The 17,660-nt window shown below is 59.8% G+C and carries 13 protein-coding genes; 4 read left to right on the forward strand and 9 right to left on the reverse strand.

Annotated elements, in window-relative coordinates:
- Both HBR94_RS19905 and HBR94_RS19910 read left to right on the forward strand, forming a co-directional pair.
- Entirely contained in the window at nucleotides 1-1,041 is a 1,041-nt protein-coding gene (locus HBR94_RS19905) for an AraC family transcriptional regulator (protein WP_170045428.1), read from the forward strand.
- A 328-nt stretch (nucleotides 1,042-1,369) separates the two neighbouring features.
- Nucleotides 1,370-2,392: a pyruvate dehydrogenase gene (locus tag HBR94_RS19910; RefSeq protein WP_170045429.1), complete on the forward strand. Its 1,023-nt coding sequence runs from the start codon at nucleotides 1,370-1,372 to the stop codon at nucleotides 2,390-2,392.
- An 18-nt stretch (nucleotides 2,393-2,410) separates the two neighbouring features.
- Here the strand turns inward: HBR94_RS19910 and HBR94_RS19915 are convergent, their stop codons facing one another.
- Nucleotides 2,411-2,890, reverse strand: a complete 480-nt coding sequence (locus HBR94_RS19915; RefSeq protein WP_057441509.1) for a MarR family transcriptional regulator — start codon at nucleotides 2,888-2,890, stop codon at nucleotides 2,411-2,413.
- Nucleotides 2,891-3,045: 155 nt separating this feature from the next.
- Between HBR94_RS19915 and aceE the strand changes: the two genes are divergently transcribed.
- Nucleotides 3,046-5,706: a pyruvate dehydrogenase (acetyl-transferring), homodimeric type gene (gene aceE / locus HBR94_RS19920; RefSeq protein ID WP_170045430.1), complete on the forward strand. Its 2,661-nt coding sequence runs from the start codon at nucleotides 3,046-3,048 to the stop codon at nucleotides 5,704-5,706.
- On the opposite strand, the gene HBR94_RS19925 is transcribed toward aceE, so the two are convergent.
- Together HBR94_RS19925 and HBR94_RS19930 are read right to left on the reverse strand one after the other, a co-directional pair.
- Entirely contained in the window at nucleotides 5,707-6,504 is a 798-nt protein-coding gene (locus HBR94_RS19925; protein WP_170045431.1) for a DUF2242 domain-containing protein, read from the reverse strand.
- A 44-nt stretch (nucleotides 6,505-6,548) separates the two neighbouring features.
- Nucleotides 6,549-7,493 carry a LysR family transcriptional regulator gene (locus tag HBR94_RS19930; protein WP_170045432.1) on the reverse strand — a complete coding sequence of 315 codons (945 nt, stop codon included), beginning with the start codon at nucleotides 7,491-7,493 and terminating at the stop codon, nucleotides 6,549-6,551.
- Nucleotides 7,494-7,619: 126 nt separating this feature from the next.
- On the opposite strand from HBR94_RS19930, the gene HBR94_RS19935 reads away from it, so the two are divergent.
- Nucleotides 7,620-8,795 (forward strand): MFS transporter, encoded by a 1,176-nt coding sequence (locus HBR94_RS19935; RefSeq protein WP_170045433.1) that lies wholly within the window; start codon nucleotides 7,620-7,622, stop codon nucleotides 8,793-8,795.
- Nucleotides 8,796-8,858: 63 nt separating this feature from the next.
- On the opposite strand, the gene HBR94_RS19940 is transcribed toward HBR94_RS19935, so the two are convergent.
- The 6 genes from HBR94_RS19940 to tig all read right to left on the reverse strand — a co-directional run bounded on the left by HBR94_RS19940 (nucleotide 8,859) and on the right by tig (nucleotide 17,370).
- The gene (locus tag HBR94_RS19940; RefSeq protein WP_115128511.1) at nucleotides 8,859-10,730 is read right to left on the reverse strand and encodes a SurA N-terminal domain-containing protein; all 1,872 of its coding nucleotides are present in this window, start codon (nucleotides 10,728-10,730) and stop codon (nucleotides 8,859-8,861) included.
- 229 nt (nucleotides 10,731-10,959) lie between these two features.
- On the reverse strand, nucleotides 10,960-11,232 hold the full coding sequence (locus tag HBR94_RS19945) for an HU family DNA-binding protein (RefSeq protein WP_003174819.1): 273 nt from the start codon (nucleotides 11,230-11,232) through the stop codon (nucleotides 10,960-10,962).
- Nucleotides 11,233-11,378: 146 nt separating this feature from the next.
- Nucleotides 11,379-13,775 carry an endopeptidase La gene (gene lon / locus HBR94_RS19950; protein WP_057441499.1) on the reverse strand — a complete coding sequence of 799 codons (2,397 nt, stop codon included), beginning with the start codon at nucleotides 13,773-13,775 and terminating at the stop codon, nucleotides 11,379-11,381.
- A 160-nt stretch (nucleotides 13,776-13,935) separates the two neighbouring features.
- A complete protein-coding gene (gene clpX / locus HBR94_RS19955; RefSeq protein WP_029298419.1) occupies nucleotides 13,936-15,219 on the reverse strand; it encodes an ATP-dependent Clp protease ATP-binding subunit ClpX in 1,284 nt (427 codons plus the stop codon).
- A 112-nt stretch (nucleotides 15,220-15,331) separates the two neighbouring features.
- Nucleotides 15,332-15,967, reverse strand: a complete 636-nt coding sequence (clpP, locus tag HBR94_RS19960) for an ATP-dependent Clp endopeptidase proteolytic subunit ClpP (RefSeq protein WP_029298421.1) — start codon at nucleotides 15,965-15,967, stop codon at nucleotides 15,332-15,334.
- A gap of 92 nt (nucleotides 15,968-16,059) precedes the next feature.
- Nucleotides 16,060-17,370 (reverse strand): trigger factor, encoded by a 1,311-nt coding sequence (gene tig, locus HBR94_RS19965; RefSeq protein ID WP_057441496.1) that lies wholly within the window; start codon nucleotides 17,368-17,370, stop codon nucleotides 16,060-16,062.
- Nucleotides 17,371-17,660 lie beyond the last annotated feature (290 nt).

Consider the following 17,660-nt stretch of genomic DNA (forward strand, 5'->3'; position numbering starts at 1 on the left):
ATGAAACCGGCACCGATGCGCCTCGGGGACTTATCGGTGGGCATCGTGCATACCCTGGCCGACGCCATCCTCAGCCATGGCCTGGACCCGCAGCCGCTGCTGCTGCAGTACGGCCTCGACCCGGCGCGCTTGAGTGAGCCCGGTGCGCGCCTGTCGATCCCACGCTATATGCGCCTGGGCCATGCAGCCATCCAACTGACCGGCGACCCCAGCCTGGGCCTGCGCATGGGCCAGTTGAGCCGCATGAATCAACTTGGCCTGGCCGGCGTCACCGCCGCCCAGGCGCCCAACGTGCGCGAAGCCGCGCGCACCCTGACGCGCTTCGAGGCCCTGTACGGCGCCAACTACCGTGGCCAGTCGAGCTTTCATGAAGACGCCCAGGGTGCCTGGCTGCGCTTCTATTCCATCAGCCCCTACAACGCCTATAACCGCTTCGTGGTGGACTCGATTCTGGCCGGTTGGCTGCAGCAGATGGCGACCTTGTGCCAGCAGCCTATATTGGCCGAGCGGATCGAAATCGAATTCGCCGCGCCGGACTACAGCGCAAGCTACACCGTGCTGGGAGATTGCCCGATCCAGTTCGGCGCCGAACTCAATCAACTGCGCCTGAGCCAGCACAGCCTTGGCCTGCGCAACCCGCAGCACTGCCCCAGTACCTGGCACTTGCTGCTGCAACTGTGTGAACGGGAATTAGAACAACTGACCCGCACCCGCAGCCTGCGCGAGCGCATCACACGTTTGCTGGGGCCGATGCTCAATGGCGGCCGGGAACCCGACCTGGAAGAAGTGGCGGCACGCCTGAAACTGCCGACCTGGACCTTGCGCCGCAAACTGGCCGAGGAAGGCACGCAGTTTCGCGCCATTATCAACGACACCCGTCGCGACCTGGCCATGACCTACATTCGCGATACCGAACTGGCGTTTGGGGAAATTGCCTACTTGCTCGGTTTCGCCTCAGCGGAAGCCTTTCAACGGGCCTTCAAGCGCTGGAACAGCCAGACCCCAGGGGAATTTCGCCGCAGTCAGCGGCATTCCGCCTGACGCCTGCCTACAGCTCGGTGGCGTCGTCGGCCGGGTGCGAAGGGTCCAGTTCAAAGGCCTGGTATTCCAGCAGCTCTTCTTGATAATCGTCCATCGTCGACTCCTTGTTTAATCAAAGCAGGTGACTCAAGTGACCTGCATCACCAGCGTAAAGTGCCGTCATGACGAAAAAAAGACAGGGGCATGACGTTCCTGGGCTTGAAGATTAAACGCAGCAGCCAGGCGCGGATTTAACCGAGCGATTTAAATGCAACTGCAATCATTGCAATTGCAATCACATGTCAACTTCCAGTAGGGTGATGCGCTCCATTGCCATGGGACGTGACTCATGACTGCCAGCACTGCGCAATCCGCACGAATCTGCATCGACACCCTCAACGATCAACAATCACCCCGCAGCTCGCCCCTGTATACAGTGATGGCCATGGCCAACACCCTGGAGTTCCACCCGGCGACACGCCGGCAAGCCTGGGTCATTCGCGGCCAATCCCACTCCAGGCGCATCACCGCCTGGCCCACCTGGTTTGCGCGTAATACCGGGGAAAAACCACTGCTGTACCTGCATAACGCCACTTCATCGGCGCAGTTGCGTGCCCTCTGCCAGGGCACCGATCAACGCGGGATTCTGTGCAACGACATCCACACCCGCCCCGCCTCCGGGCGCCACGGCGCGCACACTTCACTTGCGCTATGGCTGGCCAGCAACCCGCAGTGCACCCCATACGATCCAGCCTCCGGCGACGAAACCCGAGCGATTGTGCTGGCGGGTTTGCACGCGCTGTATGTCGACGGCAGGCCCGGATTTTACTACCTGGCCCTGCATGACCAGGACGACGGACCTGGACTGGCGCCACAGGACCGACAGGATGCAATCAAGGGGATGTATCGGATCGGGCGCGAGCCACCCGGCGAATTGCACGTGCGCTTGCTGGGGGCTGGCCGCGCACTTGAAGAAGTCCTGCATGCAGCGAGGCTGCTGGAGACCGACTGGAACGTATCGGCGCAGTTATGGAGCTGCCCCAGCTACACCCGACTGGCGCGGGAAGCACGCGCCGCCGAGCGCTGGAACCGCCTGCACCCTCTGGCCGAAAAGCGTAGCTGCCACTTGCGCGATTGCCTGGCGGCCCACCACAGCCCGGTGATCGCTGTCACCGGCTATCCGCAATCCATCGTCGACCCGTTGGCGGCCCATGTGGATGCACGGTTTGTCGCGCTGGGGGCCGGCTCAGTCCAACCGACGGCACCTGACCGCTACTGGATTGCCGTGCTGGCCCTGAAGGCGCTGGCAGACGAGGGACGGATCGAGGTGCGACAAGTGGAGCGCGCGCTGCAACAGTACGCCCTCAAATGAGCAAGAGCATGCCCTTGCCTATGGTGTTTCAGGCCTGCGCCGTCCGCGGGTCTGCACACTGGCCTGCATCGCCAGCCCGGCCGTGCGCTCCAGCGCATCGGCAAAGCCCTGGCGTTGCTCGGCGTCGAGTTGCGAGAGGAACAGTTCATCCACAGTACTTTCGTAGATGCCCCACATCTTTTTACGCAACACCCGGCCCTCATCGGTGATCGAGGCAAACGCGGCGCGCCCGTCACCTTCGCAGCGTGAGCGCACCACCAGGCCGTCCTTTTCCAGGCGGTCCACCAATCGCGTCAGGTTGTAGCGCTCGATCGCCAGCACATCGGCCAATTCATGCATGCGCCGAGTGCCATCAGGACCGCTTTCCAGGCCCCACAGGGCATCGTACCAGGCGTATGGCGGCAGGTCGGCCAGGGCCAGGCGCCGTTCGATTTCACGGATGACTGTCCTGTGGGCCCTGACAAAACGGAACCAGACATCAGGCTCTTTCGACGACATGCAACACCATCCGGGGAATTCGAGAAGGTTGCAATGGTAGCGCATCCCGCGCTAAATTCAGGCATGTAGTTGCAATTGCAATTACTTTTGCAGCGTGCCGAATCACCTTCCCACAAGGAAACCGCACGCTGGTATCCGCACACCTGGAGCCTCACATGAACGCGAACAACGCAGTAAGACTCGACGACGATCCACAGGAAACCCGCGAATGGCTGGAGTCCATCGAATCGGTGCTGTCCACCGAAGGTCGCCCCCGCGCCCATTACCTGATCGATCAGTTGCTGGATTTCGACGTAGCGCGACATGGCGACTTCCATGGGCGGGTCACCACCCCCTACGTCAACACCATCGCGGTGGACCGGCAACTGCCCTACCCCGGCAACCTGGCAATCGAACGCCGGCTCAATGCGTTTATCCGCTGGAACGCCATGGCCATGGTCTTGCGCGCCGGTAAACACTCGGGCGTGGGCGGGCATATCGCCACCTATGCGTCGGCCGCGGTACTCTACGACGTAGGCTTTGACCATTTCTTCCGTGGTCGAACCGAGACCTTTGCCGGCGACCTGGTGTATATCCAGGGGCACTCCTCGCCAGGCATCTACGGGCGCGCCTACCTCGAAGGGCGCATCGACGAAGCACAACTCGATAACTTCCGCCGCGAGGCCGGCGGCCAGGGTCTGTCGTCCTATCCCCACCCCCGCCTCATGCCGGACTTCTGGCAGTTTCCTACCGTGTCCATGGGCCTGGGGCCGATCACTGCGGCCTATCAGGCGCGATTCATGCGCTATCTGGACCTGCGCGCCCTCAAGCCTGAGGCGGGGCGCAAGGTTTGGGCGTTCCTGGGGGATGGCGAGATGGACCAGCCGGAATCCCTGGCGGCGATCTCCCTGGCGGGGCGCGAGAAACTGGATAACCTGATCTTCGTGGTCAACTGCAACCTGCAACGCCTCGACGGCCCGGTACGTGGCAACGCCAAAGTCATCCAGGAATTCGAAAGCCTGTATCGCGCTGCCGGCTGGAACGTGATCAAAGTCATCTGGGGCGGTGGCTGGGATGCCCTGCTGGCCAAGGACCGCAGTGGCCTGCTGCGCCAACGCATGATGGAATGCGTAGATGGCGACTATCAGAACTACAAGTCGCAAAACGGTGCCTACGTGCGCGAACACTTCTTCGGCAAATACCCGGAGTTGCTGGCACTGGTGGAGGATCTTTCCGACGACGATATCTGGAAGCTCTCACGGGGCGGCCATGACCCCGACAAGGTCTACAACGCTTATGCCGCCGCAGTCCGCCATACCGGGCAACCTACGGTGATCCTGGCGAAAACCGTCAAGGGTTTTGGCATGGGCGAGGCAGGCGAAGGCCAGAACATCAATCACCAACTCAAGAAAATGGGCGCCGAGGCCGTCAAGGCGTTCCGCGACCGGTTCGGCCTGGAGGTGGCTGACGACCAACTGGCTGAAATCCCCTATCTCAAGCCCGCTGCCGACAGCGAAGAAGGCCGTTACTTTGCCGCGCGGCGCCAGGCCCTGGGCGGTTATGTTCCTGCCCGGCACAGTTCGGTACCGGCCCTGCAAGTGCCGCCGCTCGAAGCGTTTGCCACCCAACTCAAAGACACTGGCGAGCGTGCCATTTCCACTACCATGGCCTTCGTGCGCATCCTCGGCACCCTGCTGAAAGACCCGAACATCGGCAAGTTGATCGTGCCGATTGTGCCGGACGAATCGCGCACCTTTGGCATGGAAAGCCTGTTCCGCCAGATCGGTATTCATTCTGCCGTGGGCCAGCTCTACACCCCGCAGGACGCCGGGCAACTGAGCTACTACAAAGAGAGCACAGACGGGCAGATCCTACAGGAGGGCCTGAATGAGTCCGGCGCGTTTTCTTCGTGGATCGCTGCCAGCACGTCCTACGCCAACCACGGCCTGATGACGCTGCCCTTCTACATTTTCTACTCGATGTTCGGTTTCCAGCGTGTCGGCGACCTGGCCTGGGCCGCAGGCGATGCGCGGGCCCGTGGCTTCCTGCTGGGGGCCACCGCCGGGCGCACCACACTGATGGGCGAAGGCTTACAGCACGATGATGGGCATAGCCATGTGCTGGCCTCGGTGGTTCCTTGCTGCGTGTCCTACGACCCAACCTTTGCCTACGAGCTTGCGGTAATCATCCGCGAGGGCATGCGGCGCATGTACGTCGAACAGGAGGACATTTACTACTACATCACCCTGCTCAATGAAAACTACCCGCACCCGGCCATGCCCGAAGGTGTCGAGGATCGCATTCTCAAGGGCATGTATCGACTGAAGGCGGGTCAGCAAGCCCAGGTGCAACTGATGGGCAGTGGCTCGATCCTGCGCGAAGTGATCGCCGCCGCAGATTTGCTGCGCGAGGACTTTGCCGTGGACAGTGACGTCTGGAGTGTTACCAGCCTCACCGAACTGCGCCGCGAGGGCCTTGGGGTGGAGCGCTGGAACCTCTTGCACCCCGAAGACGAGCCACGCACCAGCTACGTGGAGCAATGCCTGGCGGACCACCCGGGGCCGGTGGTGATTGCCACCGACTACATGAAGATCTTCGCCGATCAGATTCGCCCATTCGTCACAGGCAGGCGCTTTGTCGCGCTGGGCACTGACGGTTTTGGCCAGTCCGATACCCGTGAAGCGCTGCGCGAGTTCTTCGAGGTGGACCGCCATTTCATCGTCTTGGCGACATTGAAGGCCCTGGCTGATGACGGCCTGATCAGCCGCACCAAAGTCGGCGAGGCGATCAGCCGCTACGGGATCGACGTCGATAAAGCCGACCCGACCGGCGTCTAGTTACTGCCCGTTGGCCGGCAGCGGCGGGATGGTCTCTGTCGGTGGCGGCAGCACAGGCGCAGTCGGCGCTGGTACTTCTGCCGGTACTGCCTCTGGCGCAATCGGCGTGGCTTCCACCGGTGGTGCAAGCGGCTCCGAGACGGGCGGTGCGACAGGCATGGCCGGCGCTTCCTGCGGCGCTTGCACCTTGTCCACCACCGGCGCGGGCTTGGGCTCCGGCACGCCGAGATCGGCCTTGGGCGCTTCGGGAATGTGTTCGGCGGCCTTCACTTCCTGAGGCAGGAACACGTCCACCAAGGCAAAGTAGCGGTCATAGAATTTGGGTGAGGTGACGGTCTCGCTGGCCACCTTGACCATCGAGTCGTCGGTGGAGCCAATCGGCATCGACACCGAACCCAGCACGCCCACCCCCAGGCTGGCGGAGTTGTTGACCTTCTTCAGCGCGTAGCGATCCTGCAGGGCGTTGGCAAACATCGTCGCATGATGCTCGCCGCTGCCATCTTCGGCACACACCACGTTGAAGCTGATCTGCAGATGGGTCTCGCCGGTCTGCTGGAAACTTTTGTTACCACTCACCAGCTTCGGGTCGCTGCTGGTGATGATGTAGCCCTGGCTGAGCAACGCCCGGCGTGCCGCTTCGCAGGCCGCGACATCGCTGACCGGGTAATTGCGCGAAAACGTACCGGAATCGTCGAAATTCTCATGTTCGTAGATAGCGGTCTTGGGCGACGAGCAGCCCGTGGCGCCTGCCAGCACCAGCGCGAGCGCAAGGCCACGCAAGTGAAATGAAGTCGACATTGATCATCCTGAGGAAAACGGTCAGGGCGGTATTGTGCAACAGATCACCGGGTGCGCGCGCGGATTCCTGTCGGTAAAACGTCACTGGCCGGCTCCACGCGCACTGCAGGAAAAAGCCTGGCGCTCATATGATCGATAAACACCCGCAGTTTGGCCGAGGCATGTCGGCTCGACGGCCAGAGCATCCAGAAGCTGCCACTGTGCTCCAGGTAATCGTCCAGCACCCGCTGCAGGCGGCCCTGTTCGACGGATTCGCGGACCATGAAGTCCGGCAGGCAGGCAATCCCCAGGCCTTCGTGCACTACGTGCTTTAGCGACTCGATGGTAGTGCTGACCAACGGTGCACGCAGCACCGGCTCGGGTTCGCCGGGTAAATGGCGCAGGGGCCAGCTCTCCAGCTTGCCGGTGGCGCAGAACTTGTGACGCAGGCAGGCATGATGGTTGAGGTCCTTAGGACAGGCCGGTACGCCGTGTAGGGCGAAGTACTGCGGCGCTCCCACCAGCACCAACCGATAGTGCCCCAGCAGCCGCGCCGACAGCCGCGAGTCCTCGGGCTTGCCGGTGCGCACCACAGCGTCGAAGCCTTCCTCGATCACATCCACCATGCGGTCGGAAAAATCCACGTCCAGCTCAATCTCTGGATAGGCCCGCATAAATTCGGTCAGCACCGGCATCAACAGGCCCCTGACCTGGGGCAAGCTGATGCGCAATTTGCCTCGGGGGGTGGTCGCTGCTTCAGTCAACTCCTGCTCGGCCGCTTCAACCTCGGCCAGGATCCGCCGCGAACGCTCGAGAAACAGCGCGCCCTCGGCCGTCAGCGTGATACTGCGGGTACTGCGATGGAACAGCCGCACCCCCAGACGCTGCTCCATGCGCGCAATGCTTTTGCCCACAGCCGAGGACGAGACCCCCAGCAGCCGACCGGCCTGGGTAAAGCTGCGGGTCTCCGCGACCTGCACAAACACCGACATACTGCCCAGACTGTCCATTGTCACTACCTGCGAATTACGGACATAAACGTCCGATAAGTTCAGAACCTTAGCCCATTTTTCTAAGTGGTTCAGCCCCCTACTCTGCCCCGATGTCCTGATGCCTTGAATACGGAGCCGAGCCACATGAATGACTGCAGTACACCGCAATGCCTGCCCAGCCAGCGCGAACGCCTGCCCATGGCGGGCTTGCTGGCGCTGGCCACCGCCGGCTTCATCACTATCCTCACCGAGGCGATGCCCGCAGGTCTGCTGCCCCAGATGAGCGCCGGCCTCGGGGTGAGCGAGGCGCTGGTCGGCCAGCTCGTCACGCTGTATGCCCTCGGCTCGTTGCTGGCCGCCATCCCCCTGACCATCGCCACCCGTGGCTGGCGCCGCCGCCCCTTGCTGATGCTAGCCATTGGTGGCTTCGCGCTAGTCAACAGTGTCACGGCACTATCAAGCGTGTATTGGCTGACCCTGGTCGCACGGCTGTTGGCCGGGGTGTTCGCGGGTTTGCTCTGGGCACTGCTGGCAGGATATGCCAGCCGCATGGTGGCGCCGCACCTACAGGGCCGGGCGATTGCCGTGGCAATGCTGGGCGCGCCCCTGGCGTTATCCCTTGGAGTACCTGCTGGAACGTTTCTGGGTACTGCAGTGGGTTGGCGCTTGAGCTTTGCGATCATGACCGGGCTGACGGTGCTGCTACTGGCGTGGGTGCGCTGGCAGGTGCCGGACTTTGCCGGGCAACGTGCGCAACAGCGCCTGGGCTTGCACCAGGTCCTGCGTTTGCCGGGGGTGCGTCCGGTGCTGTGGGTGACCTTCACCTACGTGCTGGCGCACAACATTCTGTACACCTATATCGCGCCGTTCCTGGTGCCCGCAGGGCTTAGCGCCGACATCGACCGGGTGTTGCTGGTATTTGGCCTGGCCGCGCTGATGGGAATCTGGATCGTCGGCCTGTTGATTGACCGCCTGCTGCAGGTCTTGCTGGTGATCAGTTGCACGCTGTTTGCCGCTGCGGCATTGGCCCTGGGGCTGTGGATCGCCTCTACCGAGGTCGTCTACCTGTCAGTCGCCATCTGGGGCCTGGCATTTGGCGGCTTGCCCGCCTTGCTGCAAACCGCGCTGGCCAAATCGGCCGGTGACTCGGCGGATGCAGCCCAGTCGATGCTGGTGACGGTGTGGAACCTGGGGATTGCCGGCGGTGGGCTGCTGGGCGGCATACTGCTTCAGGGATGGGGCGTCATGTGGTTTCCCTGGGTCGTTGCCGCCTTGGCTACGCTGGCATTGATCCCCCCCCTACAGCCACGCCGCACCTGACAAACAGGCAAAAAAAGACCCCGGTTTCAGGCCGGGGTCTTTTTTGGAGACGCTATCACAGCATCAGAAGCGCTTGATGTCAGCCTTGGCTTCCAGTTCTTTGCGGAACGCAGCGAAGTCTTGCTGGCCGACGCGCGAAGCGAGGAAGCGACGATACTGCTCCTTCTCCTCTTCGGTTGGCGCAGCCCCTTCGGTGACGCTGTTCAAGCGCACGATCATCAAGCTGCCATCACGCAGGGTCACGTCAGCAAAGGTCGGCTTGTCTTTAGCAACAGGCTTGGCCATGCGGAACAGTGCCTGCAGTACGGCAGGCTCAACGCCTTCCTGGCCACGGGTGGCCGCTTCAGTGACTTTCCAGGCCTGACCATCAACCGGCTTGTCCAACGCCAGCTTGCCATCGCGCAGGTTGGCGATCAGCTCGTCAGCGTGAGCCTTCGCCGCAGCGCTTGCACGCTCCTTGGTCATCTGGGCACGGATGGCGGTCGCCACACTTTCCAGTGGCAGTTGCTCCGGCTTGCGGTGCTCCTTGGCGCGCAGGACTACGATGGTTTCCGGATCCAGTTCGATGGCGGTGCTGTTGGCACCCTCATCCAGCACTTCAGGGCTGAAAGCTGCCTGGATCACAGCACGGTTGGCCGTGATGCCTTCGCCACCTTCACGGCCGAACGGCGCCGAGGTGTGCACGGTCAGTTTCAGGTCCGAAGCTGGCTGGGCCAGGTCGGAGGCTTCGAATGCCGCGTCTTCCAGTTGCTTGGTCGCCTCGACGAAGCGCTGCTCCACTTGCTGGGTCTTCAGCTCGCGGGTCAGCTTGTCTTTCAGGCTGGCGAACGATGGCACTTCTGGCGCTTCAACACCCAGCAGCTTGATCAGGTGCCAGCCGAAGCTGGAACGTACCGGTGCCGAGACCTGGTCCTGGTTCAAGCCGTACAGGGCGCTTTCGAACTCAGGATCGTAGACGCCAGGGCCTGCAAAACCCAGGTCGCCGCCGTTGTTGGCCGAGCCCGGATCCTGGGAGAACTCCTTGGCCAGGGCCTCGAAGCTTTCGCCCTTGGCCAGGCGTGCCTGGACTTCGTCGATCTTGGCCTTGGCCTGGGCCTCGGTCACCTTGTCGTTGACTTCGATCAGAATGTGCGCGGCACGACGCTGTTCAGCGAGGTTGGCGGTTTCTTTCTCGTACAGGGCCTGCAGCTCATCGTCGTTGACCGTTACCTGGTCGAAGAACGAAGCCTTCTTCAGCTCCAGGTAGTCGATGACGACCTGGTCCGGGGTCATGAACTCCTTGGCGTGCTGGTCGTAATAAGCCTTGACCTCGTCGTCAGTGAGTTTCACTGCGGCCGGGTCGGCCTTGACGCTGACGGTGGCGAAATCACGGGTCTGTTTTTCCAGGCGCGCAAAGTTCAGGACTTCCTGATCGGTGACAAAACCGCTGCCGGCAATGCCTGCACGCAGTTGGCCGATCAGCATTTCCTGGGTCAGCATCTGACGGAATTGCATACGGCTGTAGCCCAGTTGACGGATCACCTGGTCAAAGCGTTCAGCGCTGAACTTGCCGTCTTCCTGGAACTCCGGGGTCTGCAGGATCACTTGGTCCAGTGCAGCTTCCGAGAAGGAGAACTTCGAATCCGCCGCGCCTTGCAGCAGCAGCTTGCGCTCGATCAGGCCCTTGAGGGCCGCTTCGCGCAGCATTTTTTCATCCAGCAAGGACGCATCGAAGTCCTTGCCCAGTTGTTGCATCAGCTGCCGACGTTGCATGTCGACGGCCTGGCTCAGCTCGTTTTGACTGATTTCTTCACCGTTGACCTTGGCCGCGTCCTGGCTGTTGGTCGTGGCCTGGAAAATGGCCTCGATACCGGTGAAAGCCATCAATACAACGATGAGGCCGATAATGGTCTTGGCAATCCAGCCTTGTGAATTGTCCCTGATATTCTGCAGCATGCGTCCCCCAGAAACGGTTGAACTTCAAAATTAGGCAACCGTGGAGCGTGGGTAGAATCCGGATAGAAGAAAGGCGCATCCGAGGATGCGCCTTCTCGTAACTGGCGGAACGGACGGGTATTGAACCCGCCCCCCGGCGTAGCGACCCGATGGATACTCGGGTCAGTTGCCGCTCCGCTGCCAGGCCAGACCAGCGTCCAGCCCGGATAGGCAAAGGCTTGAACGAAGCTTAGTTAACGGCTTCTTTCAGGGCTTTACCGGCTTTGAAACCTGGTTTCTTGGCAGCAGCGATTTGCAGTGCTTTGCCAGTCTGTGGGTTACGGCCAGTGCGAGCTGGGCGATCGGTCACAGAAAAAGTACCGAAACCTACCAGTACCACGGAGTCGCCGGCCTTGAGAGCGCCAGTGACGGATTCGATTACTGCGTCCAGCGCACGGCCAGCAGCGGCTTTCGGGATATCAGCAGATGCGGCGATAGCATCAATCAGTTCCGACTTGTTCACTCTAAGTCCCCTTATATCTATTGAGTATGATTCTAAGTTTTTTGGTGAAAGCAAAAACCAGTGCTGAATGGCCTACAGACACTTAAGAGCCGCTTTATAACAAGGGCTCTAAAAAGCTGTCAAGGAAGCCACCAGGCTTAAACGTATTAATGCGTGCTAATTCTTTCCTTAGAGTCAGTCTCGCGTTTTTCGTCCTTCGCGACTATCTCCGGAGCCACATCTGGCAAGGGCTCCGGCGCGTATTGCAGCGCAATTTGCAGGACCTCGTCAATCCATTTAACCGGTTTAATCTGCAGATCCTGCTTAATGTTGTCAGGAATTTCCTTCAAGTCGCGAACATTCTCTTCCGGAATGATCACCGTCTTGATGCCACCACGGTGGGCCGCCAGCAACTTTTCCTTCAGGCCACCAATGGCCAATACCTGGCCGCGCAGGGTGATTTCCCCGGTCATGGCGACATCGGCGCGCACCGGGATGCCGGTCAGGGCCGATACCAGGGCCGTACACATGCCTACGCCAGCGCTGGGGCCGTCTTTGGGGGTAGCCCCTTCCGGCATGTGGATGTGGGTGTCGTGCTTCTCGTGGAAGTCCAGGGGGATCCCCAGGCTGCGTGCGCGGCTGCGCACCACGGTCTGCGCGGCAGTGATGGATTCGACCATCACATCACCCAGGGAACCGGTCTTGATCAATTGACCTTTGCCAGGGATAACCGCCGCTTCGATGGTCAGCAATTCGCCGCCCACCTGGGTCCACGCCAGGCCAGTCACCTGCCCTACCTGATCCTGCTGCTCGGCCAGGCCGTAGCGGAATTTACGCACGCCCAGGAAGTGTTCCAGAGCATCGGCGGTGACCTTCACAGAGAAGCGTTTTTCCAGGGCGTGTTCCTTGACCGCCTTACGGCAGATCTTCGCCAACTGGCGCTCAAGGCCCCGTACACCGGCCTCGCGGGTGTAGTAACGAATGATGTCGCGGATCGACTCGACGTCGAATTCGATCTCGCCCTTCTTCAGGCCATTGGCCGAAATCTGCTTGGGCGCGAGGTATTTGACGGCGATATTGATCTTCTCGTCTTCGGTGTAACCCGGCAGACGAATCACTTCCATCCGGTCCAGCAACGCCGGCGGGATGTTCATGGAGTTGGAGGTGCACAGGAACATTACGTCGGACAGGTCGTAGTCGACTTCCAGGTAATGGTCGTTGAAATTGTGGTTCTGCTCGGGGTCGAGCACTTCGAGCAAGGCCGATGCCGGATCGCCCCGCATGTCGCTGCCCATTTTGTCGATTTCATCGAGCAGGAACAGTGGGTTGCGTACGCCAACCTTTGTCATCTTTTGAATCAATCTTCCCGGCATCGAACCGATGTAAGTCCGGCGATGACCGCGAATTTCCGCTTCATCACGCACACCACCGAGGGCCATGCGCACGAATTTGCGGTTGGTGGCATTGGCGATCGACTCGGCCAGGGAGGTTTTACCCACGCCAGGAGGACCGACCAGGCACAATACCGGGCCACGAATCTTCTTCACACGCTTTTGCACGGCGAGGTATTCGAGGATGCGTTCCTTGACCTCTTCGAGGCCATAGTGGTCGGCGTCGAGGATATCTTCGGCACGCGCCAGGTCCAGGCGTACCTTGGTCTGGGCCTTCCACGGCACCTGCACCAGCCAGTCGATGTAGGAACGAACCACGGTGGCTTCGGCGGACATCGGCGACATTTGCTTGAGTTTGTTCAACTCGGCGGTGGCTTTGGTCAGCGCGTCTTTAGGCAAGCCAGCGGCGTCGATGCGCTTTTTCAGCTCTTCGATCTCGTTGTGGCCTTCTTCGCCGTCGCCGAGCTCTTTCTGAATGGCCTTCATCTGCTCATTCAGGTAGTACTCGCGCTGGCTGCGCTCCATCTGCTTCTTCACGCGACCGCGAATGCGTTTCTCAACCTGCAGCAGGTCGATCTCGGCATCCAGCAGGGCCAAGACGTGCTCGACCCGGGTCGACAGGTCGATGATTTCGAGGATGTCCTGCTTCTGCTCGATCTTCAGCGCCATGTGCGCGGCCATGGTGTCGACCAGGCGGCTTGGCTCATCAATGCTGTTGAGGGAGGACAGGACCTCAGCCGGGACTTTTTTGCCCAGTTGCACGTATTGCTCGAACTGGGACAGCAGGCTGCGTACAAAAACTTCGGATTCACGCTCAGGCGCATCGACTTCGTCGATCAACGCCACTTCTGCACGCAGGTGGCCATCCACCTCCATGAAGCGCTCGACCGCACCGCGCTGCTCGCCCTCGACCAGCACCTTGACGGTGCCATCTGGCAGCTTGAGCAATTGCAGAACGGTAGCAATAGTGCCGACGCGATACAGGGCGTCTTCGCCTGGATCGTCGTCAGCCGGATTTCTCTGGGCCAACAGCAGGATCTGCTTGTCGCCCGTCATCGCGGCCTCGAGGGCTTCGATAGACTTCTCGCGCCCCACGAACAGCGGGATAACCATGTGCGGATACACAACCACATCACGCAATGGCAGGAGAGGCAATTCAATGGTTGTCTTCATGATTTCGCCTCTATGACAGATGAAAGTAAGCTTGAAACCAAGATGGGGGCTGCGTGTAAAAAAAACAAGCTCAATGCTGGCAGTTACACACAGTAAAAATTCCTATGCAAAACAAAGGGGCCCCTAGAGGCCCCTTGTTTGTACCGAAACTGCGAAACGCTTACGCGTCTGGCGCAGCCTTGGCAGCCGGCTCACTGTTTTCGTAGATATACAGTGGCTTGGACTTACCTTCTATAACGCTTTCGTCGATCACCACTTTACTCACCTCGGACTGCGAGGGGATTTCGTACATGGTGTCGAGCAATACGCCTTCGAGAATCGAACGCAAACCGCGTGCACCGGTCTTGCGCTCCAGTGCCCGCTTGGCCACCGATTTAAGCGCGTCGGCACGGAACTCGAGGTCTACACCTTCCATTTCGAACAGCTTGGCGTATTGCTTGGTCAGGGCGTTTTTCGGCTCGGTGAGGATCTGAATCAGAGCAGCCTCATCCAGCTCGTCCAACGTCGCCAGGACCGGCAGACGGCCAACGAACTCCGGGATCAGACCGAACTTGACCAGATCGTCAGGCTCGACTTCACGCAGGGACTCGCCCACCTTCTTGCCTTCTTCCTTGCTGCGCACTTCTGCACTGAAACCGATGCCGCCACGGGTGGAACGGTTTTGAATAACCTTTTCCAGGCCGGAGAACGCACCGCCACAGATAAACAGGATGTTACGCGTATCAACCTGCAGGAATTCCTGCTGCGGGTGCTTGCGGCCGCCTTGGGGCGGTACGGAAGCGACCGTGCCTTCAATCAGCTTCAGCAGGGCTTGCTGCACGCCTTCACCGGAAACATCCCGGGTGATCGACGGGTTGTCAGACTTGCGCGAAATCTTGTCGATTTCATCGATATAGACAATACCCATCTGGGCCTTCTCTACGTCGTAATCGCACTTCTGCAGCAGTTTCTGAATGATGTTCTCGACATCTTCACCCACGTAACCCGCCTCAGTGAGGGTGGTGGCGTCGGCGATGGTGAAGGGAACGTTCAGCAGGCGAGCGAGGGTTTCTGCAAGCAGGGTTTTACCCGAGCCTGTAGGACCGATCAGCAGGATGTTGCTCTTGCCGAGTTCGACCTCATCACCTTTCTTGTCACGCTGGTTCAAGCGCTTGTAGTGGTTGTACACCGCTACGGCCAGAACCTTCTTTGCACGCTCTTGACCAATCACGTACTGATCAAGGATGCCGCTGATTTCTTTAGGCGAAGGCAATTTATGCGCGCTGCTCTCGGCCTGTGCCTCCTGCACCTCCTCACGGATGATGTCATTGCACAGGTCGACGCACTCGTCGCAGATAAAGACCGAGGGGCCGGCAATCAATTTGCGCACTTCATGCTGGCTTTTGCCACAGAAGGAGCAATAGAGCAGCTTGCCGTTGTCCTCGCCGTTGCGGGTGTCAGTCATTCGTTCGATCCAAATCCGATAGGCTTGCAACACAAGATGAAGGCTTATGCGGGCTTTTTCAAGCCCGCCGGTGGTCGGACATGCCGACCAGGCCTATTTTGAGCTGCTTATATTAAGCGGGGCGCTTGTCGATCACGGCGTCGATCAGCCCGTATTCACGTGCGGCTTCGGCACTCATGAAGTTGTCGCGGTTAGTGTCGCGCTCGATTTCTTCCAGGGTGTGCCCGCTGTGCTTGGCCATCAGCGTGTTGAGGCGCTCACGGATAAACAGGATTTCCTTGGCGTGGATTTCGATGTCCGACGCCTGGCCCTGGAAACCGCCCAGTGGCTGGTGAATCATCACACGCGAGTTAGGCAGGCAGAAACGCTTGCCTTCAGCACCGGCTGTCAGCAGGAATGCACCCATGCTGCAGGCCTGGCCAATGCAAGTGGTGGACACGTTCGGCTTGATGAACTGCATGGTGTCGTAGATCGACATGCCGGCTGTCACCGAACCGCCTGGGGAGTTGATGTAAAGATGGATGTCCTTGTCCGGGTTTTCCGCTTCAAGGAACAGCAGTTGCGCACAGATCAGGTTGGCCATGTAGTCCTCTACCGGACCAACCAGAAAGATCACTCGCTCCTTGAGCAGGCGCGAATAGATGTCGTAGGCGCGTTCGCCACGAGCAGATTGCTCGACAACCATCGGGACCAGGCCGCCTGCGGCCTGGATATCAGAGTTCTGCTGAATATACGAATTACGGAACATGCTCTGCAGTTACTCCCAAATAGTCATGTCTTGAATACGCATAAGCCAGCGCGAGGCTGGCTTATGGGTGTATTTTCAAACGAGTTGGACAATCAGTCGGCTTGTGCTGCTTCTGCCGGCTTGACTGCTTCTTCGTAAGAGACCGCTTTGTCGGTCACCTTAGCCTTCTGCAGAACAGTATCCACAACTTGTTCTTCCAGCACAACCGAACGGACTTCGTTCAGCTGCTGGTCATTCTTGTAGTACCAAGCCACGACCTGCTCAGGCTCCTGGTAGGCCGAAGCCATTTCCTGGATCATTTCGCGAACGCGATCTTCGTCTGGCTTGAGGTCGAACTGCTTGACCACTTCAGCCACGATCAGACCCAGCACAACGCGGCGCTTGGCTTGCTCTTCGAACAGCTCGGCCGGCAGTTGATCAGGCTTGATGTTGCCACCAAACTGCTGAACAGCTTGTACGCGCAGGCGATCCACTTCGTTGGACAGCAGGGCCTTAGGCACTTCGATCGGGTTGGAGGCCAGCAGACCGTCCATAACCTGGTTCTTGACCTTGGACTTGATGGCCTGGCGCAGCTCACGCTCCATGTTCTTGCGAACTTCGGCGCGGAAACCTTCGATACCGGTTTCCTTGATACCGAACTGGGCGAAGAACTCTTCGTTCAGTTCTGGCAGCTTAGGCTCGGAAACACTGTTGACGGTCACAGTGAACTCGGCGGCTTTGCCAGCCAGGTCCAGGTTCTGGTAGTCAGCAGGGAACGTCAGGTTCAGAACGCGCTCTTCGCCGGCTTTAGCGCCAACCAGACCGTCTTCGAAACCCGGGATCATTCGGTTGGAGCCCAGTACCAACTGGGTGCCCTTGGCCGAGCCGCCAGCGAACACTTCGCCGTCAACCTTGCCCACGAAGTCGATGTTCAACTGATCTTCGTTCTGGGCAGCGCGATCGGCCACTTCAAAACGAGTGTTCTGCTTGCGCAGGATTTCCAGCATGTTGTCCAGGTCGGCATCGGCCACTTCGGCGCTCAGGCGCTCGATTTCGATACCTTCGAAGCCAGCAACGGTGAACTCCGGGAACACTTCGAATACAGCAACGTATTCCAGGTCCTTGCCAGCTTCCAGGGACTTAGGCTCGATGGAAGGCGAGCCAGCCGGGTTCAGCTTTTGCTCGACAACAGCTTCGTAGAAGGAAGCCTGGATCACGTCACCGACAGCATCTTGACGTGCATCAGCACCAAAACGGCGCTTGATTTCGCTCATCGGCACTTTGCCTGGACGGAAACCAGCGATCTTGGCCTTCTGGGCAGTCTGCTGCAGACGCTTGTTGACCGCGGTCTCGATGCGCTCTGCCGGCACGGTGATGCTCATGCGGCGCTCGAGAGCAGTAGTATTTTCAACAGAAACTTGCATGGATATTCCTCGTTGCACAGACGTTAGCCGGCCGTTTCCGACCCAAGAATCAAGGGCATGCATTCTAGTGGGTCAAACTCAAGAAGTCACCCTACTGAAAACGGGTAAAAAAACAGCAGGCAATTTACAGGTACGAATGCACGAATGCTCCTCGCCCCAGTGACAAATACAGCCAATCACGCCAGGGCTCTGTGCCAACCCTTCTATATATAGAAGCAGCCAGCGACCATCTCCCTGACAGCCGACCTTGCACGCAAGGCCGGCGGGTAGTTCGGCATCATCGAGAAACA

Source organism: Pseudomonas sp. WS 5412 (genome assembly GCF_012985615.1).
Taxonomy (GTDB): domain Bacteria; phylum Pseudomonadota; class Gammaproteobacteria; order Pseudomonadales; family Pseudomonadaceae; genus Aquipseudomonas; species Aquipseudomonas shahriarae.